Source organism: Sphingomonas sp. Leaf17 (assembly GCF_001421505.1).
GTDB lineage: Bacteria > Pseudomonadota > Alphaproteobacteria > Sphingomonadales > Sphingomonadaceae > Sphingomonas.
Genome location: NZ_LMKL01000006.1, coordinates 49,480 through 71,062 on the forward strand (window position 1 = coordinate 49,480; position 21,583 = coordinate 71,062).

The following is a 21,583-nucleotide window of genomic DNA, read 5'->3' on the forward strand; positions in this document are numbered from 1 at the left end:
CCATGTTCCTCGACGAAACCCATATCTGGCCGCGCGAGGATCCGCAGCCGCCGCCCCGCCCGCGTCACCCGAAGGAACGAGCCATCGCGCGCGTGCTGCTCTGCTATGCATTCCTCTTGCTGCTGATGCCGGTCAGCCTTGGCGGGATGGTCGACGCGATCCGCTATCTGGTTGCTTTGCTGGGTTGAAACAGACCTCTTGCGTTTGCCGCGCAAAGGCATAGCCTCTCCTGAAAACAAGAATGGCAGGAGAGAGTCGATGAGCATCTTCGAACCCGCAGACCATGGACCTGAGGACAAGAACCTCGTGATCCTGCAAAGTCTGTTGTGCCTGTTGCGCGAGAAGAACCTGCTCAGCCGCGCCGACATCGAACAGCTTTGCGCCACGGTGCAGGCCCGCGCCGCGAACCACGACCATGATCCGCTGCCCTGCCGCGGCAGCGCGGCCACCGCCGCCGCCACCGAAATGGCGCAACTCGGCAGTTATATCGGCCAGCGGTACGGTGGAAAGCATCGCCGGGTTCAGTGATCGGCGGGGACCGGGTGGCAGTCTCCACGAACACCAACATCCTCCACTTCGTGTTCGCGCGCCAGGTCCTAACCTCCATCACTCGACAGCGGGATCTGCGGAACGTAAGCCGAACGGATGGCGCAACTCGACACCCGTGAGAAGCTCGAAATTCTGGCGGATGCCGCGAAATACGATGCGTCCTGCGCGTCGTCGGGCACCGCCAAACGCAACAGCCGCGACGGCAAGGGGCTGGGGTCGACCGAGGGGATGGGCATCTGCCACGCCTATGCCCCGGACGGCCGCTGCATCAGTCTGCTCAAGATCCTGCTGACCAACAGCTGCATCTTCGACTGTCATTATTGCATCAACCGCAAGTCGTCGAACGTCCGCCGCGCGCGCTTTACCGCCAAGGAGGTGGTCGACCTGACCATCGCCTTCTACAAACGCAATTATATCGAGGGGCTGTTCCTCTCATCGGGCATCATCGCCTCGTCCAACTACACGATGGAGCAGCTGGTCGAGGTCGCGCGGTCCTTGCGCGAGGATCATCATTTCCGCGGCTACATCCACCTGAAGACCATTCCCGACGCCGACCCCGAACTCATCCATCAGGCCGGGCTGTACGCCGACCGCGTCTCGATCAACGTCGAACTGCCGACCGTCGCCGGGCTGAAGCGGCTCGCGCCCGAAAAGGACAATGACCGGATCGAGGGCGCAATGGGCGGGATCAGGGAATCGCTCGCCGACAACAAGGACGCGCGCAAGCATTACAAGTCCGCGCCCCGCTTCGCCCCCGCCGGCCAGTCGACGCAGATGATCGTCGGCGCGGACGCCGCGACCGATGGCGACATCGTGCGGAAAGCCTCGTCGCTGTACGATCGGTTCGGGATGCGCCGTGTCTATTATTCCGCGTTCAGCCCGATTCCCGACGCCAGCGCGGTCCTGCCGCTGCAACGCCCGCCGCTGATGCGCGAACACCGGCTGTACCAGTCCGACTGGCTGATGCGCTTCTACGACTATTCCCCGGCCGAGGTCGTCGCGGCGGCCGACGACGCGACCGGCATGCTGCCGCTCGACATCGACCCGAAACTTGCCTGGGCGCTGAAGTTTCGCGGGTCGTTTCCGGTCGACGTCAACCGCGCGCCGCGCGAACTGCTGCTGCGCGTGCCGGGGCTTGGCGTGAAGGCGGTGAACGCGATCCTGACCAGCCGGCGCCGGCGGCGGTTGCGGCTGGAGGATGTCGCGCGCCTGACCGTCTCGATCGCCAAGCTGCGCCCGTTCCTGATCGCCGACGACTGGCGACCGGTCGCGCTGACCGACCGGGACGACCTGAAGACGATGGTGACGCCCAGGAAGCAGCAGCTGGAACTGTTCGCGGCGTAGCAATTCCTCCGCACCGGCACGGGGAAACCAAGCCCGCAGAAACGATGACGGTTCAAATCCCCGCGCCGACGCTCTAAGGCCCACCGCCATGAACGATCCCGCCACCATCCGCCGCCTGTACGGTCGTCGTCAGGGCCACAAGCTGCGTCTGGGCCAGTCCGCGCTGGTCGAGGAGCTGCTGCCCGAAGTCAGCGTGCCGGAGGACGGCCCGGTGACTGCGCGAGGGTTGTTCGGCGACGACCGGCCGTTGCAGCTGGAAATCGGTTTCGGCGCGGGCGAGCATCTGGCGGGTCAGGCGCAGGCCGCGCCCGGCACCGGCTTCATCGGCTGCGAACCGTTCCTGAACGGCGTGGTCGGCGCGCTGACGCACATCCGCGAGCGCGAGTTGGACAATGTCCGGCTGTACATGGGCGACGCGCTGACCGTGATCGAACGCTTGCCGGACGAAAGCCTCGACCGGCTGTACCTGCTGCACCCCGATCCGTGGCGCAAAGCCCGCCACGCCAAGCGGCGGATGCTGAACCACGGGCCGCTCGACGCGATCGCCGCCAAGCTGAAACCGGGGGCGGAGTTCCGGCTGGGCACCGACGACCCGACCTATTGCCGCTGGTCGATGATGGTGATGAACCAGCGCCGCGACTTCGTATGGCAGGCACAGGGTGCCGCCGATTTCCTGACCCGCCCCGACGACTGGCCCGAGACGCGCTACGAACGCAAGGCCCGGCGGCAGGGGCATGAGGTCTGGTATTTCCGCTATACCCGGGTGTGATGGCCGATTGTCGTCGCCGCGCGTTGCAGCGGTAGATCGACCGAGCATTGGAACAGCGCCCCATGATTACCTCTGCCACCGAACTGGACCGGATCCGCGACGAATGCCGCCGGATGGTAACCAGAAAATCGCTGATGTCGGCGGGTGCGGCGGTGGTGCCGGTACCCGGCCTCGACATCGTCGCCGACATCGGCCTGTTGACGACACTGCTGCCCGAGATCAGCAAGCGGTTCGAACTGGACCACGATCAGGTGCAGAAGATGGAACCGCTGATGGCGCAGCAGGTGCTGGTGATGGCGTCGAGCATGGGTAACACGCTGATCGGCCGGATGGTGACGAAACGGCTGGTGACCGCGTTGCTGCGGCGGATCGGGGTGCGGGTGGCGACCGCGTCGGCGGCGAAATATGTGCCGTTCATCGGATCGGCCGTGGCCGCCTCGCTCAGCTTCGGCGCGATGAAGCTGGTCGGCAACGCGCATATCGACGATTGCCACAAGACCGCGATGGCGCTGAACGCGACGCCGACCGTTCTGCCGGCCTGAGCCATGCCAGCCGCTCCGCCGGTGACGCCGGACGGTCGCTACATCGTCGTGCGCGGGCGGTTGTGGCGGCGGGCGAACCCGGCGCTTGCGGACGATGTGCGGCAGGCGACCGTCGATGCGCTGATGGACGCCCGTCGCGCGGTCGCCGCCGCCAATCAGGCCAACGATCCCGACGCCCGTGCGACGGCGCGGCAGGCGGTCGACCGGGCCAAAGTCGCGCTGGGTGAGCGCGGGCCGGTCTGGTGGGACGATGGATCGCCCGACCTGAACCGGCACATGGCCCGCACCACGCCCTACGCGGCGTGGTTCGCGGGCCTAGGGGCCGTCACCTGAGGTCGAACGCGGCGATCAGCGCCTGTTCGGACAGGATGCGGATCGCCCCGCCCCGCCGGCGCACACGGTCGGCCTTCACGAACGCCGCGCTGTTGCGCGCCGCCGGGCCGATCGGATCGCCGCCAGACACCACCAGAATGGTCGTCCCCGCGCTGATCGCGGTCATCACCCGGCCACCCGCCGCCGCCAGCCGGTGCGCGAGCGGTCCATCGCGCGGCTGGCCGAGGATGGCGATCCGCTGCCCCGACAGCGGCCCCTCCGGAGCGGGACGGGGCGCGGGGCCGGGTGGGCGCAGCGGGGCCAGCCAGTCCGCCAGCGTCAGGCCGCTGTGCGCGATCGCCCGGACGATGACCCAGCCGGCGGCCCGCGCGTCGCTCAGCGCGTCGTGATGCCGGTGCGCGATCCCGAGATATTTCGCCAGTTCGCCCAGCTTGTGGCTGGGCAGGTCGGGCCAGGTCCGCTGCGCCACCCGCACACTGTCCAGCCACCGCGTCTCGATCGGCGGCAGGCCGTGGAGGCGGCAGGCGGCGGCCAGCGCGCCCTTGTCGAAATGCGAATGGGCGACCGTGGTGCGGTTGGTCAGGTGGCCGTGGATGACGCCGTAGACATCGGCAAAGGTCGGCTGGCCGACGACGTGATTCGCCTCGATCCCGTGGATACGGGTGTTGAACGGATTGAACGTATCAAGCGGATCGACGAGCGATTCATAGGCGAACACCTCCTGTCCGTCGCGAAACCCGACGATGCCGACCTGGCAGATGCTGCTGACCCGCGAACAGGCGGTTTCCACGTCGATGACGACGAAGTCGGGCGCCACGCTCACGATGCCCGCCGTTGCCCGCTCAGGTCCGCGCCGGCATCGGGCGCAAACCGCCGGTTCCAGATCGTCGCCGTCGCCGACACCGCCGTCACCACCAGAAACGCCAGCGTGAACGCCGACAGGTCGGGCCGCGTGCTGCCCGACCCCAGCATGCCGATATGCAAGGACGCCGCGCCGACGCAGATGCCCAGCGACAGCATCAATTGCTGGAACGTCGCGTAAAAGCTGGTCGCCAAACTCATCCGCTCGCTCGGAATCTCGTCATAGGCGATCGTGTTATAGGCCGAGAACTGGAACGACATGAAGAAGCCCGACGTCATCAGGACGCCAAAGATCACCGGCACCGGCCAGTCGGGGCGGAACAAGCCGCACACGGCATAGCCGGCACTCGCGCCCAGCCCGCCGACGATCAGGCTGCGGCGAAACCCGAACCGGCGCAGGATGCGCGGGGCCAGCCCCTTCATCGCCAGCGACCCGATCGCGCCGGCCACGGTGATCGCGCCGCTGGCCGCCGCGGTCATGCCGAAACCCAGCTGAAGCATCATCGGCAGCAGGAACGGCTGCGCGCCCTGCGTGATCCGCGTCAACGACCCGCCAATCACCGACAGCCGGAACGTCGCAATGCGCATGAGGGTAAGGTCGAGGATCGGGTCCGACCGCCGCCCGGCATGGCGGATGTACAGCGCGCCCGCGACCAGCCCGATCGCGATCAGGCCCAGCGCGTGGGGCAGTTCGCCGGTCCGGCTCGACATCTCGAACCCGAACAGCAGGCACCCGAGCGCGATGCCGGACAGCACGAAGCCGCGTTTGTCGAACCGCGCCGGCCGATCCTCCCGCACGTCGCCGATATAGCGGGTGACCAGCACCACGCCGAGCAGGCCGATCGGCAGGTTGAGATAGAAGATCCACCGCCAGTCGAGATAGGTGACGATCGCACCGCCCACCGGTGGCCCCAGGATGGGACCGATCAGCGCGGGCATGATGAGCCACGACATCGCCTGCACCATGTCCTCCTTGGCCACGCTGCGCAGCAGGACGAGGCGGCCGATCGGGATCATCATCGCCCCGCCAAGACCTTGCACGAAGCGCGCGGCCATCATGAACGGCAGGCTGGGTGCGATGCCGCACAGCGCCGACCCGCCGACGAAGATCAGGATGGCGGCGCGAAAGATCGTCCGCGACCCGAACCGGTCGGCCAGCCGTCCGCTGGCCGGAATGAAGATCGCCAGCGCCAGCAGGTAGGACGTCAGCGCCGAACTCATGCTGGTGGCGGGTACGCCGAAATCGCGCGCCATCGTCGGCAGCGCGGTGGCGAGGATCGTCGCGTCCATCTGCTCCATGAACAACGCGCAGGCGATGATGAGCGCGGTGACACGGTAGCCGCGCGGCATGTGTGCGGCCGCGCCGGGATCCTTTGGAACCTGCGCGATCGTATCGGCGGCGGGCAGGATACCGTCGCGCACCTCGCTGTTGATCGAGGCCAGACCTCGCCGCCGCAATCTCACGCGGATATTCTCAAACGGGCAATCTCATGCAGAACGTCCAGTATAGGGGCGCGGCCGGCGCAGACGACCGCTTGCCCCCCCCTACTGCGCCGCAAAATGCGGCGCTGCAACACCGCTCTCCCTATCGTATGTTGGCCTGTTCCATCGCCGCCAGCGCCGCGCCGAAACGGGGAATGGCTCCGGGGCCGAAGCCCGCGATGTTGATCCGGCCCGACCCCGCCATGTAGATCGCCCGCTCGGCGCGCAGCCATTCGATCTGTGCCGGCGACAGCGGCAGGGTGGCGAACATGCCCTTGCCGGCGGCGAACGGCGCAAGGTCGATCCCGCCGACGCGGCCCAGCGCGGCAAGACCGCTGCGCAACCCCTGCAACCGGGTCCGCAGCGCATCCAGTTCGGCGCGCCAGTCGGCGGCAAGCCCGGCGTCCTCCAGCACGATCCGCACCGCCGCCGCACCATGATCGGGCGGCATCGACCAGTTGGCACGAGCCAGCGACAGGATGTTGGACATCACGATGGCGCAGGCGTCGCGGTCGGGCGTGGTCGCCCAGAACGCGCCCGTCCGCTCGCGGTACAGGCCGAAGTTCTTGTCGCAAGAATAGGCGAGCAGCCCGAACGGTGCCGCCGCCAGCACGCCCCGCGCGCCGGCCGCATCCGCCTCCATCCCGTCGCCAAGCCCCTGATAGGCAAGGTCGACGAACGGGATCAGCCCGCGCCCCGTCACCAGCGTCGTGATCGCCGCCCAGTCCGCCGCGTCCGGGTCGATCCCCGTCGGATTGTGACAGCAGCCGTGCAGCAGGATCGCGTCACCCGCGACTGCATCCGCCAGCGCCGCCGCCATCGCGTCCAGGTCCAGCCGCTGCGCATTCATGTCGAATGCGGCGTGACCGCGCACATCCAGCCCGGCGGCGGCAAAGACCGGCGCGTGATTGGCCCAGCTCGGCGTGCCGACCCAGATCCGGCGAACGCCCGCCTTAGCGAGCAGTTCGGCACCCAGCCGCAACGCCCCCGTCCCGCCCGGCGTCTGGACACCGCTCAGCCGGTCGGCCGGCACCGCATCGCCGAACACCAGCGGCGCCAGCGCGGCGAGGAAGCCGGTGTCGCCCTCCGGCCCCAGATAGCTCTTGCTGTCCTGCGTTTCGAGCAGACGGGCTTCCGCCGCCTTGATCGCCGCCATCACCGGCGTCCGCCCGTCATCGTCGCGGAACACGCCGACGCCAAGGTCGATCTTGTCGCTGCGCGGATCGGCGCGGAATGCGCCGATCAGTTTCAGCAGCGAGTCGGCGGGCTGGGCGATGAGCGAGCGAAACGGCATGGCGAAGTCCTCTGGTCTGTCCTGAGAGGCCTGATAGCGACGAACCGGCCCCAAGTCGCGCGTGGCGGGCATCAGGGGGCCGCGTTGCCACTCCGTCGCCAGACCCCACTCAGCAGCCGCCCCGCCAGCGCCGGCAGTCCCGGCCGCAGCAACAGCCAGTCGCGCATCGCCGGCCCCTGCACCGCCCCCAGCACCTGTTTGTAACCGCTGTCGCCCGCACCCCAGTCGACCACCGCGATTCCGCGCGCGAGTCCCGCTGTCAGGTTGCGGTAATAGAGCAGTTTGCCCGGCGAATGTTTGGCGAAGGCGGGATCATAGCTGTTGGCGATCGCGTACCGCGTCGTGCCCGCGTCGATGTCGAACGAAAACGCCGCCGGTGCGCCATCGACCCGCAGGATTGCGGCGTTGAACATTGCGGCCAGCACCGGATCCTCCGCCGCCATCCGCCAGAACCGGCCGTGCCCGGTGTCGGTGAACTTCGCATCGCGCCCGTCGGTCCGCGCCGCGATCCAGCTTGCCGCCTCGACCCGCGCCATCGCATCGAAGCCCACCGGCCACTCGTCGCCCGTGACGAAATCCCAGTCGAGCCGGCCGTGGGCACCGAGATGCTTTTCGTGAAACCGGTTCTTGCGCAGCGTCGATCCGCGCGGCCAAGGCCCCTCGGCCTGCACCGCGGCCAGATCCAGCACCCAGCTGTCGGCGATGTACCGGTCGATCGCCACCCAGCCGCGCGCGCGCGCCGCCGCGATCAGCGGCCCGACCGCCGGATCGCCGTCGATCACCGGGCCGATCCGCACCCCCCGCGCCGCACCCGCCAGCGCGGCCAGAACAGGCGCGTGGATCGCGGGGTCGGCATCGGCCGCCACCGGAAACCCGCGAAAGGGCCAGTAACTGCCCGGGATCGACACCAGCCCCAGCGCGGCCGGTCCCGTCGCCACGATCGGCAGCGCCAGTTGCGGCCGCCCCGCGACCCGCGCCACGATGGTCCGCACCGCCGTGCCGCCGGCCGACAGGGCGGCGGCGAACCACTGATACCGCAGGAACCGATGCGACGACAGTGCCGCTGCCGCGACCACGTCGATCGCCCCCGACAGGCCGACATCGACCGTCACCTGGACGCCGGGTGTCAGTCGCTCGAAATCGGCCAGGGGCATCGCCCGCATCTTCGTCCCTTCCCCGGTCGCCGACAGCCCGTCGCGCCCATGCGCCATACGTCTTAGACCTTGCTCGCAACGCCGACCACCGCCACATCATGGGCGCATGATTCCAATGATCCCCGCCGTTGCCACCATCGCCCAGACGATCCAGCTGTCGCTTGGTCCGGTCTTCATGCTGGCCGCGATCGGCCAGTTGCTGAACGTTCTGGCCGGACGCCTGTCGCGCGTCATCGACCGATCGCGCAAGCTGGAGGATCTGCACCCGCGATCGAGTGGCCCGGAACGCGAACGCTACGTCATGGAACTGAAGTTGCTCGACCGGCGGATGTCGATCATCAACGCCGCGCTGTTTCTGTCGGTCAGCAGCGCGATCGCGGTCTGCACGCTGATCGGCCTGTTGTTCGTCGCGGTGCTGGCGGGGCTGCATTTCGGCACCATCGTCGCGATCTGTTTCATTCTGGCGATGGTGTTGCTGGTCGCATCGCTGATCTCGTTCATGATCGAGGTGCGCGTGTCGCTGCGCGCGATTCACGTGCGCGAGGAACTGTTGCGGCCATGATCGAAAAACGCCTGCTGCAACTGGTGGTCGCCGCCGCCTGCATCGTGCCGATCGTCACAGGCGGGACCAGCATCCTGCGCGGCCCCGGATTCCTCGACCACGCGGTCGTGCCGGTCGATCTGGACAGCCATTTCCGGTACATATCGGGGATCTTCTTCGCGGTCGGGCTGTGGTTCACGACCTGTATCCCGAACATCGAGACGAAGGGCGCGCGGTTCCGCCTGCTCGGCAGTCTCGTGGTCGTCGGCGGCCTTGCGCGCGTGGTGTCGCTCGCCAGCGTCGGCATGCCGTCCAAGGGGCATCTGTTCGGGCTGGCGATGGAACTTGGCGTCGTGCCGCTCCTGATGCTGTGGCAGGCGGCGCTGGCCCGGCGGATGGCGCGCTGATCCCTCCGGCTTACCGCACCCCGTCCAGCCCCGGCCCGGCATCCGCCGTCGGCAGGTAGCGCGGGGCGACCCGCGCCTTCGCCCGCTGTTCATAGGCATAACCCGCGCCCAGCACGGTCGCATCGCCGAACTTCGTCGCGATGAACGACAGCCCGACCGGCAGGCCGTCGACCAGCCCCATCGGCACGGTCAGGTGCGGATAGCCGGCAACCGCTGGCAGTTCGCTCGCGCTCGGCCCGCCATATTGGTCGCCATACACCGTATCGGACAGCCAGGCCGGGCCATAGGTCGGCTGCACCAGCACGGTCGCGCGCGCGGTCTTCAACATCGCGTCGATGCCCTCGACGCCTGCCAGCCGCAGCGACTTGGCGCGTGCCGCCTTGTAGGCCGGATCGTCCAGCCCCCCGGTCTTGACCGCGTCCTCGAACAGCTCCTGGCCGAAGAACGGCATTTCGGTGCCGGCATTGGCGGTATCGAAGGCAATGACCCGTTCCAGCGTCCGCGTCTTCACCGCCGCCGGCGTGGTCGCCAGATACGCGTCGAGATCGGCCTTCAATTCGGTCTTCAGCACCAGCAACTCGGCCTCGCCCAGCCCCTCCAGCTTGGGGCGCTCGACCTCGACCAGCACCGCCCCCGCCGCCTTCAGCACATCGAGCGCCACCTGATATTTCGCCGCCAGATCGGGCGTCATGTCGGGGCGCAGTACCGCGACGCGCAGGCCGGACAGTGCCGCGCGCGACAGGCCGGCGGCATAGTCCCGGCGTCCCGGCCCGGGCACTGCCATGACCGACAGCAGCGCCGCCGCATCGGCCACGCTCTTGGCCATCGGCCCCGGCGTATCCTGACTGTGGCTGATCGGCACGACATGCACGCCGCTGACCAGCCCGATCGTCGGTTTCATGCCGACAAGTCCCGCGACCGAGGAGGGACAGACGACCGATCCGTCGGTCTCCGTCCCCACCGCCGCCGCCGCCAGACTGGCCGCGACCGCCGCGCCCGATCCGCTCGACGATCCGCAGGCGGTCCGGTCGAGCGCGTACGGATTGCGGACAAGGCCGCCAACCGCGCTCCATCCGCTCATCGACCGCGTCGATCGGATGTTCGCCCATTCGGACAGGTTGGTCTTGCCCAGGATCACCGCGCCGGCCGCGCGCAAGGCCGCCACCACCGGCGCATCGCGGCGGGTCATGTTGTCCTTCAGCGCCAGGCTGCCGGCGGTGGTCGGCATGCGATCGGCGGTTTCGATATTATCCTTGATGAGGATCGGCACGCCGTGCAGCGGCCCGCGGATTCGCCCGCGCCGCCGTTCGCCGTCCAGTGCGCGCGCCTGTGCCAGCGCATCGGGATTCAGCATGATGACGCTGCGCAGGGTCGGTCCCTTGCGGTCGATCGCGGCGATCCGCCGCTGATAGGCCCGGACCAGATCGACGCTCGACGCCGTGCCGGCGGTCATTGTCGCCTGCAAATCCGCGACGCTGCGCTCATCGACCACCGGATCGGCGGCCGCCGCGGCGACCGTGGCTGGCAGCACCGCGCCCGCCATCATCAGTCCTGTCATCCATGCCCGCATCGCCGTCATCCCCGCTTTTGCCCTCAAGACCCGATTAGGCACCGTTCCGGGGACCAATGTCCAGCGTCGTGGACCATGCGCCGCCGTGGCGCGTTAGGGGAGTTCAACCGGGGGGAACGAACCATCGTGCGGCGCGCAGCAAAGATCATCGGCACCATCGTCCTGTTCGCCCTCGTCGCGATCGGGCTGGCGGCGACGATCGTCCCGCGTTTCCTCGACCGGATCTATTATCGCGGATCCCCCACCGACCATTTCGACGGCGCGCGGTTCGCCAATCCGGACGGCGAGGATACCGGCACCCCCGGCGGCGGGCGGGCCGGTTTCCTCTGGCGCTTCCTGACCGGCAATGACGGTCGCCCGGTCTGGCCGGAGCGGGTCGCCACCGCCACGTCGAGGCCGGCCGCGCGGGTCGAGGGCGAGCATATGGTGGCGACCTGGGTCGGTCACGCGACGATGCTGGTGCAGACGCGCGGGCTGAACATCCTGACCGATCCGGTCTGGGCGGACACCGCCGGCCCGTTCGGCGTCGGGCCGAAGCGGGTCACCGCCCCCGGCATCGCGCTTGCCAACCTGCCGAAGATCGACCTGATCGTCGTCAGCCACAATCATTACGATCATATGGATCTGGCCACGCTGAAAACGCTGTGGACGCGCGACCAACCGCGCATCGTCACCAGCCTGGGCAATGACAGCGTCATCCGTCAGGCGGGCGTACCCGCGACCGCGCTGGACTGGGGCGGGCGCGTCGCGCTGGCCCCCGGCGTCGAGGTCGCGGTGACGCGCAACCACCATTGGGGCAGCCGCTGGTTCACCGATCGCAACCGCGCCTTATGGTCCAGTTTCGTGATCCGCCTGCCCGGCGGCAATGTGTTCTTCGCGGGCGACACCGGCATGGGCGACGGTCGCTGGCCGGTCGAGGCGGCGGCGCTGGGTCCGGTGCGCCTCGCCATCCTGCCGATCGGCGCCTTCCGGTTCCAGCCGGGTCAGATGGAGTCGGGCAGCCATATCGGCCCGGTTGACGCGGTCGAGGTCGACCGGCTGCTCGGCGCGACACGGGCGATCCCGATCCACTGGGGGACGTTCCATCTGTCCTATGAAGGGCGCGAGACACCGCCCGCCCTGCTCGCCGCCGCGACCCGCTGCACCGGGCAGACCGGGTTCGATGCAGTGCCGATCGGCGTGCCGACGGCTATCCCGGCCTATAGCCCGCCAGCGCCGCGCAGGGGCGTGACCCGCGCGGCGTTGCTCCGCTGCCTCGACACGCCGGCGGTGCGTGCATTGCCGTAAGTTACGACGTCTTCGGTGTCCCGGCCTCGCACGCTCCGGTGCGCTTGGCGACGACGTGAACCGTCATCGACGTCGCTGGCTTGCCCGCGTCCCCCTGCGCCACGGTCGACTGCAGGTCATAGGCGGTGGAGGAATAGGTGCCCTTCTGGCTGACCGTCATCCGTCCACCCGGCCGCTGGCAGGCCATTGTCGCGTCCAGCGTGCCCCCGCCGAGCTTGAAGGTGTCGAACCGGCAGCCGGAGTTCTTCAACTGTTCGATACCCGCAAGTACCGGCGACTGTGCCTTGTCCGGCGTCAGGCAGGCGCTGATCGTCTGCGTCTTGCCGATCTGCTGCTTCATCATCGCCGCCGCCTGCGGATTACCGGCCGCGATCGGACCCAGGTCCATCGCCGCCAGCGTGGTGGTCGTCTGCCACATGCCCGGTTCCGGCGTCTCGGCGTTTTTCGACGCGTCCACCACCTGTTCGATCGAGGCATTGGTCAGGTCGATGCCCTGATTGCAGGCGGCCAGCGGCAGGGCGGCCAGCAGGATCGCGATACGGCGCATGCACATACTCCATCTTGGGCGCGCGGCTTCGTTGCGCGGATGCGGTGTCAGACCCATATTCATGCGCGATGGCAATCCAGATTCGCACCAACCTCGCCGAGCCCGAAACGGGTCAGAGCTTCGTCCCCCACCGCCCGGCACGGCCCGAAAAGGTCGAGGGTGGCAAGCCCTTCAAGCTGGTCACCGAATATACCCCCAGCGGCGACCAGCCCGGCGCGATCGCCGAACTGGTCGAAGCGGCCAGGGCGGGCGAGCGCGATCAGGTGCTGCTGGGCGTCACCGGCTCCGGCAAGACCTTCACCGTCGCCAAGGTGATCGAGGCGATGCAGCGGCCCGCGCTGATCCTTGCCCCCAACAAGATCCTCGCGGCGCAGCTGTACGGCGAGTTCAAGTCGTTCTTTCCCGAAAACGCGGTCGAATATTTCGTTAGCTATTACGATTACTACCAGCCCGAGGCGTATGTCGCGCGGTCGGACACCTATATCGAGAAGGAATCCTCGACCAACGAGTCGATCGACCGGATGCGCCATTCGGCGACCCGCGCGCTGCTGGAGCGTGACGACGTCATCATCGTTGCCTCGGTATCGTGCCTGTACGGCATCGGATCGGTCGAAACCTATTCGGCGATGATCTTCGACCTGAAGAAGGACACCTCGGTCGATCAGTCGGAGATCATCCGCAAGCTGGTCGCGCTGCAGTACAAGCGCAACGACGCCGCGTTCCAGCGCGGCAATTTCCGCGTGCGCGGCGACAACCTCGAAATCTTCCCGTCGCATTACGAGGACAGCGCGTGGCGCATCTCGTTCTTCGGCAATGATATCGAGGACATCGTCGAGTTCGATCCCCTGACCGGCAAGAAGGTCGCGAGCCTCAATTCGGTCCGCGTCTATGCCAATTCGCATTACGTCACGCCCGGCCCCACGCTGAAACAGGCGGGCGAGGCGATCAAGCATGAGCTGGCCGAGCGGCTGAAGGAACTGGTCAGCGAGGGCAAGCTGCTGGAGGCGCAGCGGCTGGAGCAGCGCACCAACTTCGATCTGGAGATGATCGCCGCGACCGGATCCTGCGCGGGGATCGAGAATTACAGCCGCTTCCTGACCGGGCGGATGCCGGGCGAACCGCCGCCCACGCTGTTCGAATATCTGCCCGAAAACGCGATGCTGTTCATCGACGAAAGCCATGTGACGATCGGCCAGATCAACGGCATGTCGCGCGGCGATCACCGGCGCAAGCTGACACTGGCCGAATACGGTTTCCGCCTGCCTTCCGCGATCGACAACCGGCCGCTGCGGTTCAACGAATGGGACGCGATGCGGCCGCAGACGACCTATGTCTCGGCAACGCCGGGGTCGTGGGAAATGGAGCAGACGGGCGGCGTCTTCGCCGAACAGGTCATCCGTCCCACCGGGCTGATCGACCCGCCGGTCGAGATCAAGCCGGTCGAGGAACAGGTGCAGGATCTGATCGTCGAGGCGCAAAAGACCACCGCGCTTGGATACCGCACCCTCGTCACCACGCTGACCAAGCGGATGGCGGAGGATCTGACCGAATATATGCACGAGGCGGGTATCAAGGTCCGCTACATGCACAGCGACGTCGAGACGCTGGAGCGGATCGAGTTGATACGCGACCTGCGGCTGGGTGTGTACGACGTGCTGATCGGCATCAACCTGTTGCGCGAGGGGCTGGATATTCCCGAATGCGGGCTGGTCGCGATCCTCGACGCCGACAAGGAGGGGTTCCTGCGCAGCGAAACCTCGCTGATCCAGACCATCGGCCGCGCCGCGCGTAACGTCGACGGGCGGGTCATCCTCTACGCCGACCGGGTGACGGGCAGCATGGAGCGCGCGATGAACGAAACCAATCGCCGCCGCGAGAAACAGATCGCGTACAACACCGAGCACGGCATCACGCCGACCACGATCAAGCGCAACATCGGCGACATCATCGCGCACGTCGCCAGCGGCGATCAGGTGACGGTCGAGATCGACGAGGACCGGCCGCACATGGTTGGCCACAACCTGCGCGCCTATATCGAGGATCTGGAAAAGCAGATGCGCAAGGCCGCGTCGGATCTGGAATTCGAAACCGCGGGCCGCCTGCGCGACGAAATCCGCCAACTCGAAAACGAGGAACTCGGGCTGCCGGTCGACCAGCAAAAAGCCCCGGTCATGGGCCGGTCGAACGAGGGTAAACCCGGCACGCGCAAGACACGCTATGGCAAGAGCCAGAAGTTCAAGTCCGGTCGCAAGGCATAAGGCATAACAGGCGGCGTGCCGGGGCTTCGTTCCCGGCACGTCGCCTGATCGGTTACTCCGCGCTCAGGTTTTCCGTGCCGACGCCGTAATAGCTCGCCACGCGGTCGGCATAGGCCTGGTCGAAGACTGGCGCGTTGTTGGACCAGCTCGGGCCGCCTTCCAGCAGGCGACGGTCGGTGGTGATGACATATTGGTCGCGCACGGCGTCGAACTGCAGCACCGAAAACGGGACCGGATAGAAGCTCTTGCCCATGCCAAGGAACCCGCCAAGGCTCAGGACCGCGTGCGTGACCCGGCCCGACCCCTTGTGCACCATGAACGAATAAACCGACCCGATCGAATCGCCGTCGCGGCTGTCGACCTTCATGGTGTTGGCGATATTGGCCTGCACGAGCAGCAGGGTGGGGGCGTCGACGGTATTGGACATGATATTCTCCTTGTTTGTCGAGTGAACCGCCCTCAACGCCAGCGGTTCCCGGCACACTCCGTCGCGCCGTCCTTGAGCGTCGCGTCCGGCTATAGCATAGCATTGGGTGATGTATTTTTCCGATCTTCTCGCCCGCCGTGGTTCGCTCATGGCCGCCCTGTCGCTGGCCGCGTTTGCCGTGGCCTGCGTGCCCGCGTCGCGTCCGCCCGAACCGGCGGCCCCCACGCCGCAACCGCGCCCCCTGCCGCGCCCGGTTCCGCCCGCACCGGCCCCCGGCCCGGACTGGCGCGACTGGCCGTTGACGCCGGGGACATGGAGCTATCGGCGGGACGCGCGCGGGTCGATCGCGCTGTTCGGCCCTGCGGGCGCCGACGCCGCGCTGACGCTGCGTTGCGACCTGGGTGCGCGTCGCCTGTATCTGTCGCGGTCAGGCAGCGTCACGACGCCGCTGACGATCCGTACCAGCACGATGCTGCGCAGCCTCGGCGTCCAGCCGACCGGTGGCACGCCCGCCTATGTCGCGACCGCGCTGGCGACCGGCGATACGCTGCTGGAGGCGATGGGCTTCAGTCGCGGGCGGTTCGTGGTCGAACAGGCCGGCGCACCGACGCTGGTGATCCCCGCCTGGGCGGAGATCGGACGCGTCACCGAGGACTGCCGGGGGTAACCGTATCGCGGGGCGAAAAGCTGACGCAAACCGCCCTGCATTTCAAGACTTGTATCGCGGCCGCGTACCGCACACATTGCGGTCGCGGCCAGCCCTGGCCGCCACGCGTAATCAACTAGCGAAAGGAGGTGATCCGATGTCTCATGGTTCAGCAGTGAGTTCGGTTCGGTTCGTTCGGGGGACTCGCCGCTAAGGCTGTAGATCTCGTGCGGGGACATTCCTGTCCCGGTCAACGCATGAGGACACAGACCTTGCGGTATGCATGGTCCTCCGGGCTGGAGCTCTCCGGCCGCTGACCATGTCAGGAGGTTGTCGGGTCGCCTGCGGGCGCGCCCGGCAACCTCTTTTCCTGTCTGACGTGCCCCGGCGGACGTCGTCTTATACAAAATACGCCGTTACCCGGGAATAACACGGAGTATTAAGAGCATCTTGGTGTTTGCCCGCCAAGGTTCCACTCGATCGGTCGGGATCGGGGAGGTTGTACTGCAGTGAGGATCGTCAACAGGCATCTGCCCGTACATGGGGTGGTCACGGCATCAATCGACCTGTCCGAACGGCTAAGGCTGTTCGGCTTTACCGACGATGATTTCGCCGTCGGACGCCTGATCTGGTCGATCGTGATGCCGGACGCCGCTGGCGTCGCGGACGCGCAGGCAAGCGGGGGCCACGGATCGTTCGACGGCCTGGGCGATCTCGATGCCGAGTATCTGCGCGAACGCTACACCGCGACCGACCAGCCCAGCTGGATCCAGCGTGCGGAACGGGCCATCGGCCGGGCCTATCTTGCCGGTGTTCCGCTCACGACCTTGCTGGCGGCGACATCGGCCGGCGCGTCGGAGACGCTGGATATCCTGAGCCGGCGGTACGAATGTTCCAAGGAGGAGCGCCAGCAGATCAACAGCGTCTTCACGCGGATGCGATCGCTGGAATGCGATGTCCATGCGACGCTGCATGCCGCCTTCCTCGATTTCGAAGCGCACCACGCCCGCGACGCGCTGTCCGTCGATTTCCGCGGCAGCATCGCCGGGCTGGTCGACAATGCGAACAGCGAAGGGCAGCGGCTGCGCGCCCAGTCCGTGCACAGCGCGCTGTCGGCGCGCGGCATGCTCGGCAAGACGTCGGAGGTGGCCGATGCGGCCGAACAGTCGGCGGTCGCGATGCGCGACGCGGCCCGGACCGCCGCCGGCCTGATCCAGGCGATCGACGCGGCCCGCAGCGAAGTCGAGATCGCGGCCGATATCGCGACCCGCGCCGCCGAACAGGCCGGCCACGCGGTCGCCATGTCGGCGGTGCTGTCCGACCATGCCCAGTCGATCGAAACGATCCTGAGCCTGATCCGCGACATTGCCGGCCAGACGAACCTGCTGGCGCTGAACGCCACGATCGAGGCGGCGCGCGCGGGCGATGCCGGCCGTGGCTTTGCCGTGGTCGCGCAGGAGGTGAAGTCGCTCGCCAGCCAGACCGCGCGCGCCACCGACGACATCGCCGCCCGGATCATCGCCATCCAGTCGGCGACGCGCAGCACGGTCGACACCAACGCGCTGATCCGCACCACGGTGGACGAAGTTCAGGGGTCGGCCGGCCGGATCCGTCAGGCCATGGAAACGCAGGCGCGCACCGTTACCGCGATCACGGCGGCGGTCGACGAAACCGCGCTGGCGGCCAATGCCATGTCGTCGACGATCGCGACGATCAGCAAGGACAGCCAGGCAATGGCCTCCGAGATCGAGGACGTCAGCCACCGGTTCGACACGCTCGACACCCTGCTCGACACGCTGAAGGCCAGCGCGGGGCGGTTCGCGGCCAGCGTCGCCGCCTGACGCGCTACACCGTCACAGGAAAGACCGGGGTCACAGGAAGGACCGGGCGCGGCTGAGCACCAGATCGCAGACTTTGGTACGAAGGCCCGTCTTCGCGCCATCGAGCGAGAAGCCCTTGCCGTCGCGTCCCTGCAACAGCCCCTGCTGCCCGGCGGCATAGTCGCTCGACGTCGTCACGCCCGGCTTGCCGGTCAGCTTGCCAAGGACGGAGGCGACGCCGGTTCCGCTGGTGAGCTTGTTCCGGACGCAATAGCCAAGCAGCCCGGCGACATTGCCGGCACCCGCTGCCCCCAGGTTCGGCAGGCCGGCGACACCGCCGCTACCACCGCCAAGCAGACCACCCAGCGCGCCAAGGCGGCTCTGGATCGTCGGGGCCGATTGCGGCGCGGGCGCGGGCGCGGGCGTCTGGGTGTTTTGAGTGCTCTGGGTGTTCTGGGTGCTCTGGGCCGGGGCAGTGGTCGCCAACGCGACGGCAGCGATGCCCGCCAAAATCCTGGTCATGGTCGAATCCTCCAACGGGCGAATGGCAGATATGTGGTCACGCGCCGACCAGCAGGCCTTCGCGCGCGATCTTGTCGCGCCATACCAGCGGCGCGAGCGTGTGGACGTTCTCGCCGGCCGAATCGACCGCGACGGTGACGGGAAAGTCGCTGACCTCGAACTCGTAGATCGCCTCCATGCCCAGATCCTCGAACCCGACGACCTTCGACCCCTTGATCGCGCGCGCGACCAGATAGGCGGCACCACCGACCGCCATCAGATAGGCCGACTTGCCTTCCGCGATCGCCCTGGTCGCGTCCGGCCCGCGTTCCGCCTTGCCGACCATCGCCAGCAGGCCCTGATCGAGCATCATGCGGGTGAACTTGTCCATCCGGGTCGCGGTGGTCGGACCAGCAGGCCCCACCACTTCCTCACCCACAGGATCGACCGGCCCCACATAATAGATGACGCGACCGGCGAAATCGACCGGCAGCGGCTCGCCCCTGGCCAGCATGTCGGCGATCCGCTTGTGCGCGGCATCGCGCCCGGTCAGCATCTTGCCGTTCAGCAGCAGGCGGTCGCCATGCTTCCACCCCTGCACGACCTCTGGCGTCAGCGTATCGAGGTCGACGCGGATCGCCGCCTTGTCCGGCGTCCAGTGGACGTCGGGCCATTCCTCCAGCTTCGGTGCCTCCAGATAGGCCGGACCCGACCCGTCGAGCGTGAAATGCGCGTGGCGGGTCGCGGCGCAGTTCGGGATCATCGCCACCGGCTTCGACGCGGCATGGGTCGGCCAGTCGGCGATCTTGACGTCGAGGATCGTGGACAGGCCACCCAGCCCCTGCGCGCCGATACCCAGCGCGTTGACCTTGTCGTAAATCTCGATCCGCAGCGCCTCGATATCGTTCTTCGGCCCGCGTTCCTTGAGCTGCGCCATGTCGATCGCGCCCATCAGCGATTCCTTGGCGAGCAGCATCGACTTTTCCGCCGTGCCGCCGATGCCGATGCCGAGCATGCCGGGCGGGCACCAGCCGGCCCCCATCTGCGGGATCATCTCCAGCACCCAGTCGACGATCGAATCGCTCGGGTTCATCATCTTGAACTTCGACTTGTTCTCGCTGCCGCCGCCCTTGGCCGCGACGTCGATCGACACGGTATTGCCGGGCACCATCTCGACGTTCAGGACGCTGGGCGTGTTGTCCTTGGTATTGCGGCGGGTGAAGGCCGGATCGGCGAGGATCGACGCGCGCAGCTTGTTCTCGGGGTGGAGGTAAGCCCGGCGCACACCCTCGTCGACGACCTCCTGCAACGACCGCGCGGTCGAATCGAGGCGGCAGTCCATGCCCCATTTGATGAAGATCGTGACGATCCCGGTATCCTGGCAGATCGGGCGATGGCCCTCCGCACACATCCGGCTGTTGGTCAGGATCTGCGCGATCGCGTCCTTGGCCGCCGGTCCCTGCTCCGCTTCATACGCGACGCCCAGCGCGCGGATATAGTCCATCGGGTGGTAGTAACTGATGAACTGGAGCGCGTCGGCGACGCTTTCGATCAGGTCGGCTTCGCGGATGATGGTGGTCATGCAGGGGATCCCGTGTCGTCTGGCCTGCCGTTGTATGGCCAACGGCGCGCGGGCGAAAGCGGCTAGTCGCATTGCGTCGTCGACCTACCGCAAGCCCCATTGCCTATCAATTCAATGGGAATATCTTTACATCATCGAGATCGAGCCGCGTGGGCGCGGACTCGGGGAACGACAGGAGAAAGCGCGATGGGTTCCTTTGCACCGTACGACGCCGTCAATCCGACCATCCTCACCGTGCCGGGCCTCGGCGGATCCGGTCCCAGCCACTGGCAGACCTTGTGGGAGGATGCCCGCCCCGACACGATCCGCGTCGAACTGGGCATGTGGAACACGCCGCATCGCAATGCCTGGGTGACCCGGCTGGACGAGGCGATCCGGCAGGCACAGGCACCGGTGATCCTGGCCGCACACAGTCTGGGCTGCCTGGCGGTCGCGTGGTGGGCCGAGCTGTCGCCGCAACCTTATGGCTGGCCGGTGGCGGGCGCGCTGCTGGTCGCGCCGGCGGATGTCGACCGCGACGGTGCCGCAGCCGAGCTGAAGGGCTTTGCCCCCTCCCCGCGAACGCCGCTGCCCTTCCCGTCGATCGTGGTGGCGAGCAGCGACGACCCGTGGGTCGCCATCGACCGCGCGCACAGTCTGGCGGTCGACTGGGGCAGCCACTTCGTCGATGCGGGACCGCAGGGGCATCTGAACGCCGCCAGCGGCAATGGCTGGTGGCGCGAGGGACAGGATCTGCTCGACCGGGTGATCGCCGCCAGCAGCGACCGGCGCGGCCGCGCCCGCCACCCGAGCGAGGCTCGGTCGATCCTGGCGGTCAACGCCACCGACGCGGCGCAGAGCCATTATCTGGGGCAGAGCGCGATCTGACGCCCGACATCACGCGATCCCGGTCTGCGGATATCCCCGGGTCCGGGACAGAACCCGGGGATATCGCGCTCACCGACGCTGAACCGTGGTTGCGGCAGACGGCGGTGGCATCTGACCGGCGACCGGTGCCGGCGGCTGCTGACCGTTGATCGCAGGCGGGGGTGGAGTCATGCCTGCCCCGGTGCCGGGTGCGCAGCCTGCGGGCGGCGGTGGCGGGGCCATGCCGGCATTGGGTCCGCCGGGCCCGCCAGGCCCGCGTGGGCCGGGACCACCCGGACCGCCGGGGCCGCCGGGGCCGCCGGGACCGCGCCCGTCGGGGCCGCGTCCTTTGGGGCCACGCGCATCGCCCGGGTGCGGCGGGCGTCCGCCGGGACCGACCGCCTCGACCCGGCCGGCACTGTCGACCAGATAGGATGCGCGCAGCTGACCGTCGTCATAGCGGCCCTGCACCAGCACCGGCTGCCCCCTGGTCACCGCACCGCGTCCGTCACGGCCGGCGGCGACCATCGTCTTGCCGCTGGCATCGGCGACGACGAAGCGGTCGCCATAGACCTCGGTCACCCGGCCCTTGACCGTCACCACGCCCGACGCCTTGGGCAAGGCGGCGATCGGTGTCGCGACGCGCGGGGCCATTTCGACCGACGGGCGGGTGGCGGCGACCGCGCCAGCCCCGCCCAGCGCGCCGACCGCGACCAGAACGGCGGCACCAAGGCCCAGCTGGCCCCTGCGGCTCAGACGGGGTGCGAAAGATTTCAAAGCGACCACAACATGTCTCCTTCAGCGTGTTTGCTGCGGCCCTTCT

23 protein-coding genes are annotated in these 21,583 nt (G+C 67.8%); 13 read left to right on the plus strand and 10 right to left on the minus strand.

Annotation, left to right across the window (positions count from 1 at the left end):
- Positions 1 to 2 precede the first annotated feature (2 nt).
- The 6 genes from ASE75_RS09195 to ASE75_RS09220 all read left to right on the plus strand — a co-directional run bounded on the left by ASE75_RS09195 (position 3) and on the right by ASE75_RS09220 (position 3,537).
- Positions 3 to 188, plus strand: coding sequence for a hypothetical protein (locus tag ASE75_RS09195; protein WP_055932391.1), 186 nt, complete (start codon positions 3 to 5; stop codon positions 186 to 188).
- A gap of 70 nt (positions 189 to 258) precedes the next feature.
- Entirely contained in the window at positions 259 to 528 is a 270-nt protein-coding gene (locus tag ASE75_RS09200; protein ID WP_055932394.1) for a hypothetical protein, read from the plus strand.
- A 117-nt stretch (positions 529 to 645) separates the two neighbouring features.
- Entirely contained in the window at positions 646 to 1,893 is a 1,248-nt protein-coding gene (locus tag ASE75_RS09205) for a putative DNA modification/repair radical SAM protein (protein ID WP_055932397.1), read from the plus strand.
- 88 nt (positions 1,894 to 1,981) lie between these two features.
- Positions 1,982 to 2,662: a tRNA (guanine(46)-N(7))-methyltransferase TrmB gene (trmB, locus tag ASE75_RS09210; RefSeq protein WP_055932400.1), complete on the plus strand. Its 681-nt coding sequence runs from the start codon at positions 1,982 to 1,984 to the stop codon at positions 2,660 to 2,662.
- 62 nt (positions 2,663 to 2,724) lie between these two features.
- Positions 2,725 to 3,204: a hypothetical protein gene (locus ASE75_RS09215; RefSeq protein WP_055932403.1), complete on the plus strand. Its 480-nt coding sequence runs from the start codon at positions 2,725 to 2,727 to the stop codon at positions 3,202 to 3,204.
- Between the two features lie 3 nt (positions 3,205 to 3,207).
- On the plus strand, positions 3,208 to 3,537 hold the full coding sequence (locus tag ASE75_RS09220; RefSeq protein WP_200922339.1) for a hypothetical protein: 330 nt from the start codon (positions 3,208 to 3,210) through the stop codon (positions 3,535 to 3,537).
- On the opposite strand, the gene ASE75_RS09225 is transcribed toward ASE75_RS09220, so the two are convergent.
- The 4 genes from ASE75_RS09225 to ASE75_RS09240 form a co-directional block, all read right to left on the minus strand.
- A complete protein-coding gene (locus tag ASE75_RS09225; RefSeq protein ID WP_235512605.1) occupies positions 3,530 to 4,360 on the minus strand; it encodes an exonuclease domain-containing protein in 831 nt (276 codons plus the stop codon). The genes ASE75_RS09220 and ASE75_RS09225 overlap by 8 nt on opposite strands.
- Complete coding sequence (locus ASE75_RS09230; RefSeq protein ID WP_200922340.1) at positions 4,357 to 5,862, minus strand: DHA2 family efflux MFS transporter permease subunit; 1,506 nt, start codon at positions 5,860 to 5,862, stop codon at positions 4,357 to 4,359. Before ASE75_RS09230 ends, ASE75_RS09225 begins: the two co-directional genes overlap by 4 nt.
- 121 nt (positions 5,863 to 5,983) lie before the next feature.
- Complete coding sequence (locus ASE75_RS09235; protein WP_055932412.1) at positions 5,984 to 7,174, minus strand: amino acid aminotransferase; 1,191 nt, start codon at positions 7,172 to 7,174, stop codon at positions 5,984 to 5,986.
- Between the two features lie 71 nt (positions 7,175 to 7,245).
- Positions 7,246 to 8,337 (minus strand): GNAT family N-acetyltransferase, encoded by a 1,092-nt coding sequence (locus tag ASE75_RS09240; protein WP_055933270.1) that lies wholly within the window; start codon positions 8,335 to 8,337, stop codon positions 7,246 to 7,248.
- Between the two features lie 97 nt (positions 8,338 to 8,434).
- Here ASE75_RS09240 and ASE75_RS09245 point away from each other — a divergent pair, with 97 nt between their 5' ends.
- Positions 8,435 to 8,890 (plus strand): DUF2721 domain-containing protein, encoded by a 456-nt coding sequence (locus tag ASE75_RS09245; RefSeq protein ID WP_055932415.1) that lies wholly within the window; start codon positions 8,435 to 8,437, stop codon positions 8,888 to 8,890.
- Positions 8,887 to 9,276: a DUF4345 domain-containing protein gene (locus ASE75_RS09250; protein ID WP_055932418.1), complete on the plus strand. Its 390-nt coding sequence runs from the start codon at positions 8,887 to 8,889 to the stop codon at positions 9,274 to 9,276. The genes ASE75_RS09245 and ASE75_RS09250 overlap by 4 nt, the downstream gene beginning before the upstream one ends.
- Before the next feature lie 10 nt (positions 9,277 to 9,286).
- On the opposite strand, the gene ASE75_RS09255 is transcribed toward ASE75_RS09250, so the two are convergent.
- Positions 9,287 to 10,846, minus strand: coding sequence for an amidase (locus ASE75_RS09255; protein ID WP_235512607.1), 1,560 nt, complete (start codon positions 10,844 to 10,846; stop codon positions 9,287 to 9,289).
- 123 nt (positions 10,847 to 10,969) lie between these two features.
- On the opposite strand from ASE75_RS09255, the gene ASE75_RS09260 reads away from it, so the two are divergent.
- On the plus strand, positions 10,970 to 12,133 hold the full coding sequence (locus ASE75_RS09260) for an MBL fold metallo-hydrolase (protein ID WP_055933275.1): 1,164 nt from the start codon (positions 10,970 to 10,972) through the stop codon (positions 12,131 to 12,133).
- A gap of 1 nt (position 12,134) precedes the next feature.
- Here the strand turns inward: ASE75_RS09260 and ASE75_RS09265 are convergent, their stop codons facing one another.
- Complete coding sequence (locus tag ASE75_RS09265; RefSeq protein ID WP_162233723.1) at positions 12,135 to 12,680, minus strand: DUF3617 domain-containing protein; 546 nt, start codon at positions 12,678 to 12,680, stop codon at positions 12,135 to 12,137.
- Positions 12,681 to 12,748: 68 nt separating this feature from the next.
- Between ASE75_RS09265 and uvrB the strand changes: the two genes are divergently transcribed.
- Positions 12,749 to 14,938 (plus strand): excinuclease ABC subunit UvrB, encoded by a 2,190-nt coding sequence (gene uvrB / locus ASE75_RS09270; protein WP_055932424.1) that lies wholly within the window; start codon positions 12,749 to 12,751, stop codon positions 14,936 to 14,938.
- Between the two features lie 52 nt (positions 14,939 to 14,990).
- Here uvrB and ASE75_RS09275 read toward each other — a convergent pair whose 3' ends face one another.
- Entirely contained in the window at positions 14,991 to 15,365 is a 375-nt protein-coding gene (locus tag ASE75_RS09275) for a PRC-barrel domain-containing protein (RefSeq protein ID WP_200922341.1), read from the minus strand.
- Positions 15,366 to 15,474: 109 nt separating this feature from the next.
- On the opposite strand from ASE75_RS09275, the gene ASE75_RS09280 reads away from it, so the two are divergent.
- The gene (locus tag ASE75_RS09280; RefSeq protein WP_235512609.1) at positions 15,475 to 16,032 is read left to right on the plus strand and encodes a hypothetical protein; all 558 of its coding nucleotides are present in this window, start codon (positions 15,475 to 15,477) and stop codon (positions 16,030 to 16,032) included.
- A gap of 524 nt (positions 16,033 to 16,556) precedes the next feature.
- Positions 16,557 to 17,852, plus strand: a complete 1,296-nt coding sequence (locus ASE75_RS16105; protein WP_327196312.1) for a methyl-accepting chemotaxis protein — start codon at positions 16,557 to 16,559, stop codon at positions 17,850 to 17,852.
- 30 nt (positions 17,853 to 17,882) lie between these two features.
- Here ASE75_RS16105 and ASE75_RS09290 read toward each other — a convergent pair whose 3' ends face one another.
- Both ASE75_RS09290 and ASE75_RS09295 read right to left on the minus strand, forming a co-directional pair.
- On the minus strand, positions 17,883 to 18,353 hold the full coding sequence (locus ASE75_RS09290) for a YjjA family protein (RefSeq protein WP_156340360.1): 471 nt from the start codon (positions 18,351 to 18,353) through the stop codon (positions 17,883 to 17,885).
- A 37-nt stretch (positions 18,354 to 18,390) separates the two neighbouring features.
- Positions 18,391 to 19,914, minus strand: a complete 1,524-nt coding sequence (locus tag ASE75_RS09295) for a fumarate hydratase (protein WP_055932429.1) — start codon at positions 19,912 to 19,914, stop codon at positions 18,391 to 18,393.
- 186 nt (positions 19,915 to 20,100) lie between these two features.
- Between ASE75_RS09295 and ASE75_RS09300 the strand changes: the two genes are divergently transcribed.
- Positions 20,101 to 20,781, plus strand: coding sequence for an RBBP9/YdeN family alpha/beta hydrolase (locus tag ASE75_RS09300; RefSeq protein ID WP_055932432.1), 681 nt, complete (start codon positions 20,101 to 20,103; stop codon positions 20,779 to 20,781).
- 69 nt (positions 20,782 to 20,850) lie between these two features.
- On the opposite strand, the gene ASE75_RS15475 is transcribed toward ASE75_RS09300, so the two are convergent.
- Entirely contained in the window at positions 20,851 to 21,546 is a 696-nt protein-coding gene (locus ASE75_RS15475; RefSeq protein ID WP_443025316.1) for a hypothetical protein, read from the minus strand.
- Positions 21,547 to 21,583: the final 37 nt, after the last annotated feature.

Bases quoted from the DNA above. Each gene is read 5' to 3' on its own strand.
- ASE75_RS09195 (WP_055932391.1), top strand. From the start codon at position 3: ATGTTCCTCGACGAAACCCATATCTGGCCGCGCGAGGATCCGCAGCCG.
- ASE75_RS09200 (WP_055932394.1), top strand. From the start codon at position 259: ATGAGCATCTTCGAACCCGCAGACCATGGACCTGAGGACAAGAACCTC.
- ASE75_RS09205 (WP_055932397.1), top strand. From the start codon at position 646: ATGGCGCAACTCGACACCCGTGAGAAGCTCGAAATTCTGGCGGATGCC.
- trmB (WP_055932400.1), top strand. From the start codon at position 1,982: ATGAACGATCCCGCCACCATCCGCCGCCTGTACGGTCGTCGTCAGGGC.
- ASE75_RS09215 (WP_055932403.1), top strand. From the start codon at position 2,725: ATGATTACCTCTGCCACCGAACTGGACCGGATCCGCGACGAATGCCGC.
- ASE75_RS09220 (WP_200922339.1), top strand. From the start codon at position 3,208: ATGCCAGCCGCTCCGCCGGTGACGCCGGACGGTCGCTACATCGTCGTG.
- ASE75_RS09235 (WP_055932412.1), bottom strand. From the start codon at position 7,174: ATGCCGTTTCGCTCGCTCATCGCCCAGCCCGCCGACTCGCTGCTGAAA.
- ASE75_RS09240 (WP_055933270.1), bottom strand. From the start codon at position 8,337: ATGCGGGCGATGCCCCTGGCCGATTTCGAGCGACTGACACCCGGCGTC.
- ASE75_RS09245 (WP_055932415.1), top strand. From the start codon at position 8,435: ATGATTCCAATGATCCCCGCCGTTGCCACCATCGCCCAGACGATCCAG.
- ASE75_RS09250 (WP_055932418.1), top strand. From the start codon at position 8,887: ATGATCGAAAAACGCCTGCTGCAACTGGTGGTCGCCGCCGCCTGCATC.
- ASE75_RS09255 (WP_235512607.1), bottom strand. From the start codon at position 10,846: ATGCGGGCATGGATGACAGGACTGATGATGGCGGGCGCGGTGCTGCCA.
- ASE75_RS09265 (WP_162233723.1), bottom strand. From the start codon at position 12,680: ATGCGCCGTATCGCGATCCTGCTGGCCGCCCTGCCGCTGGCCGCCTGC.
- uvrB (WP_055932424.1), top strand. From the start codon at position 12,749: ATGGCAATCCAGATTCGCACCAACCTCGCCGAGCCCGAAACGGGTCAG.
- ASE75_RS09275 (WP_200922341.1), bottom strand. From the start codon at position 15,365: ATGTCCAATACCGTCGACGCCCCCACCCTGCTGCTCGTGCAGGCCAAT.
- ASE75_RS09280 (WP_235512609.1), top strand. From the start codon at position 15,475: ATGTATTTTTCCGATCTTCTCGCCCGCCGTGGTTCGCTCATGGCCGCC.
- ASE75_RS09290 (WP_156340360.1), bottom strand. From the start codon at position 18,353: ATGACCAGGATTTTGGCGGGCATCGCTGCCGTCGCGTTGGCGACCACT.
- ASE75_RS09295 (WP_055932429.1), bottom strand. From the start codon at position 19,914: ATGACCACCATCATCCGCGAAGCCGACCTGATCGAAAGCGTCGCCGAC.
- ASE75_RS09300 (WP_055932432.1), top strand. From the start codon at position 20,101: ATGGGTTCCTTTGCACCGTACGACGCCGTCAATCCGACCATCCTCACC.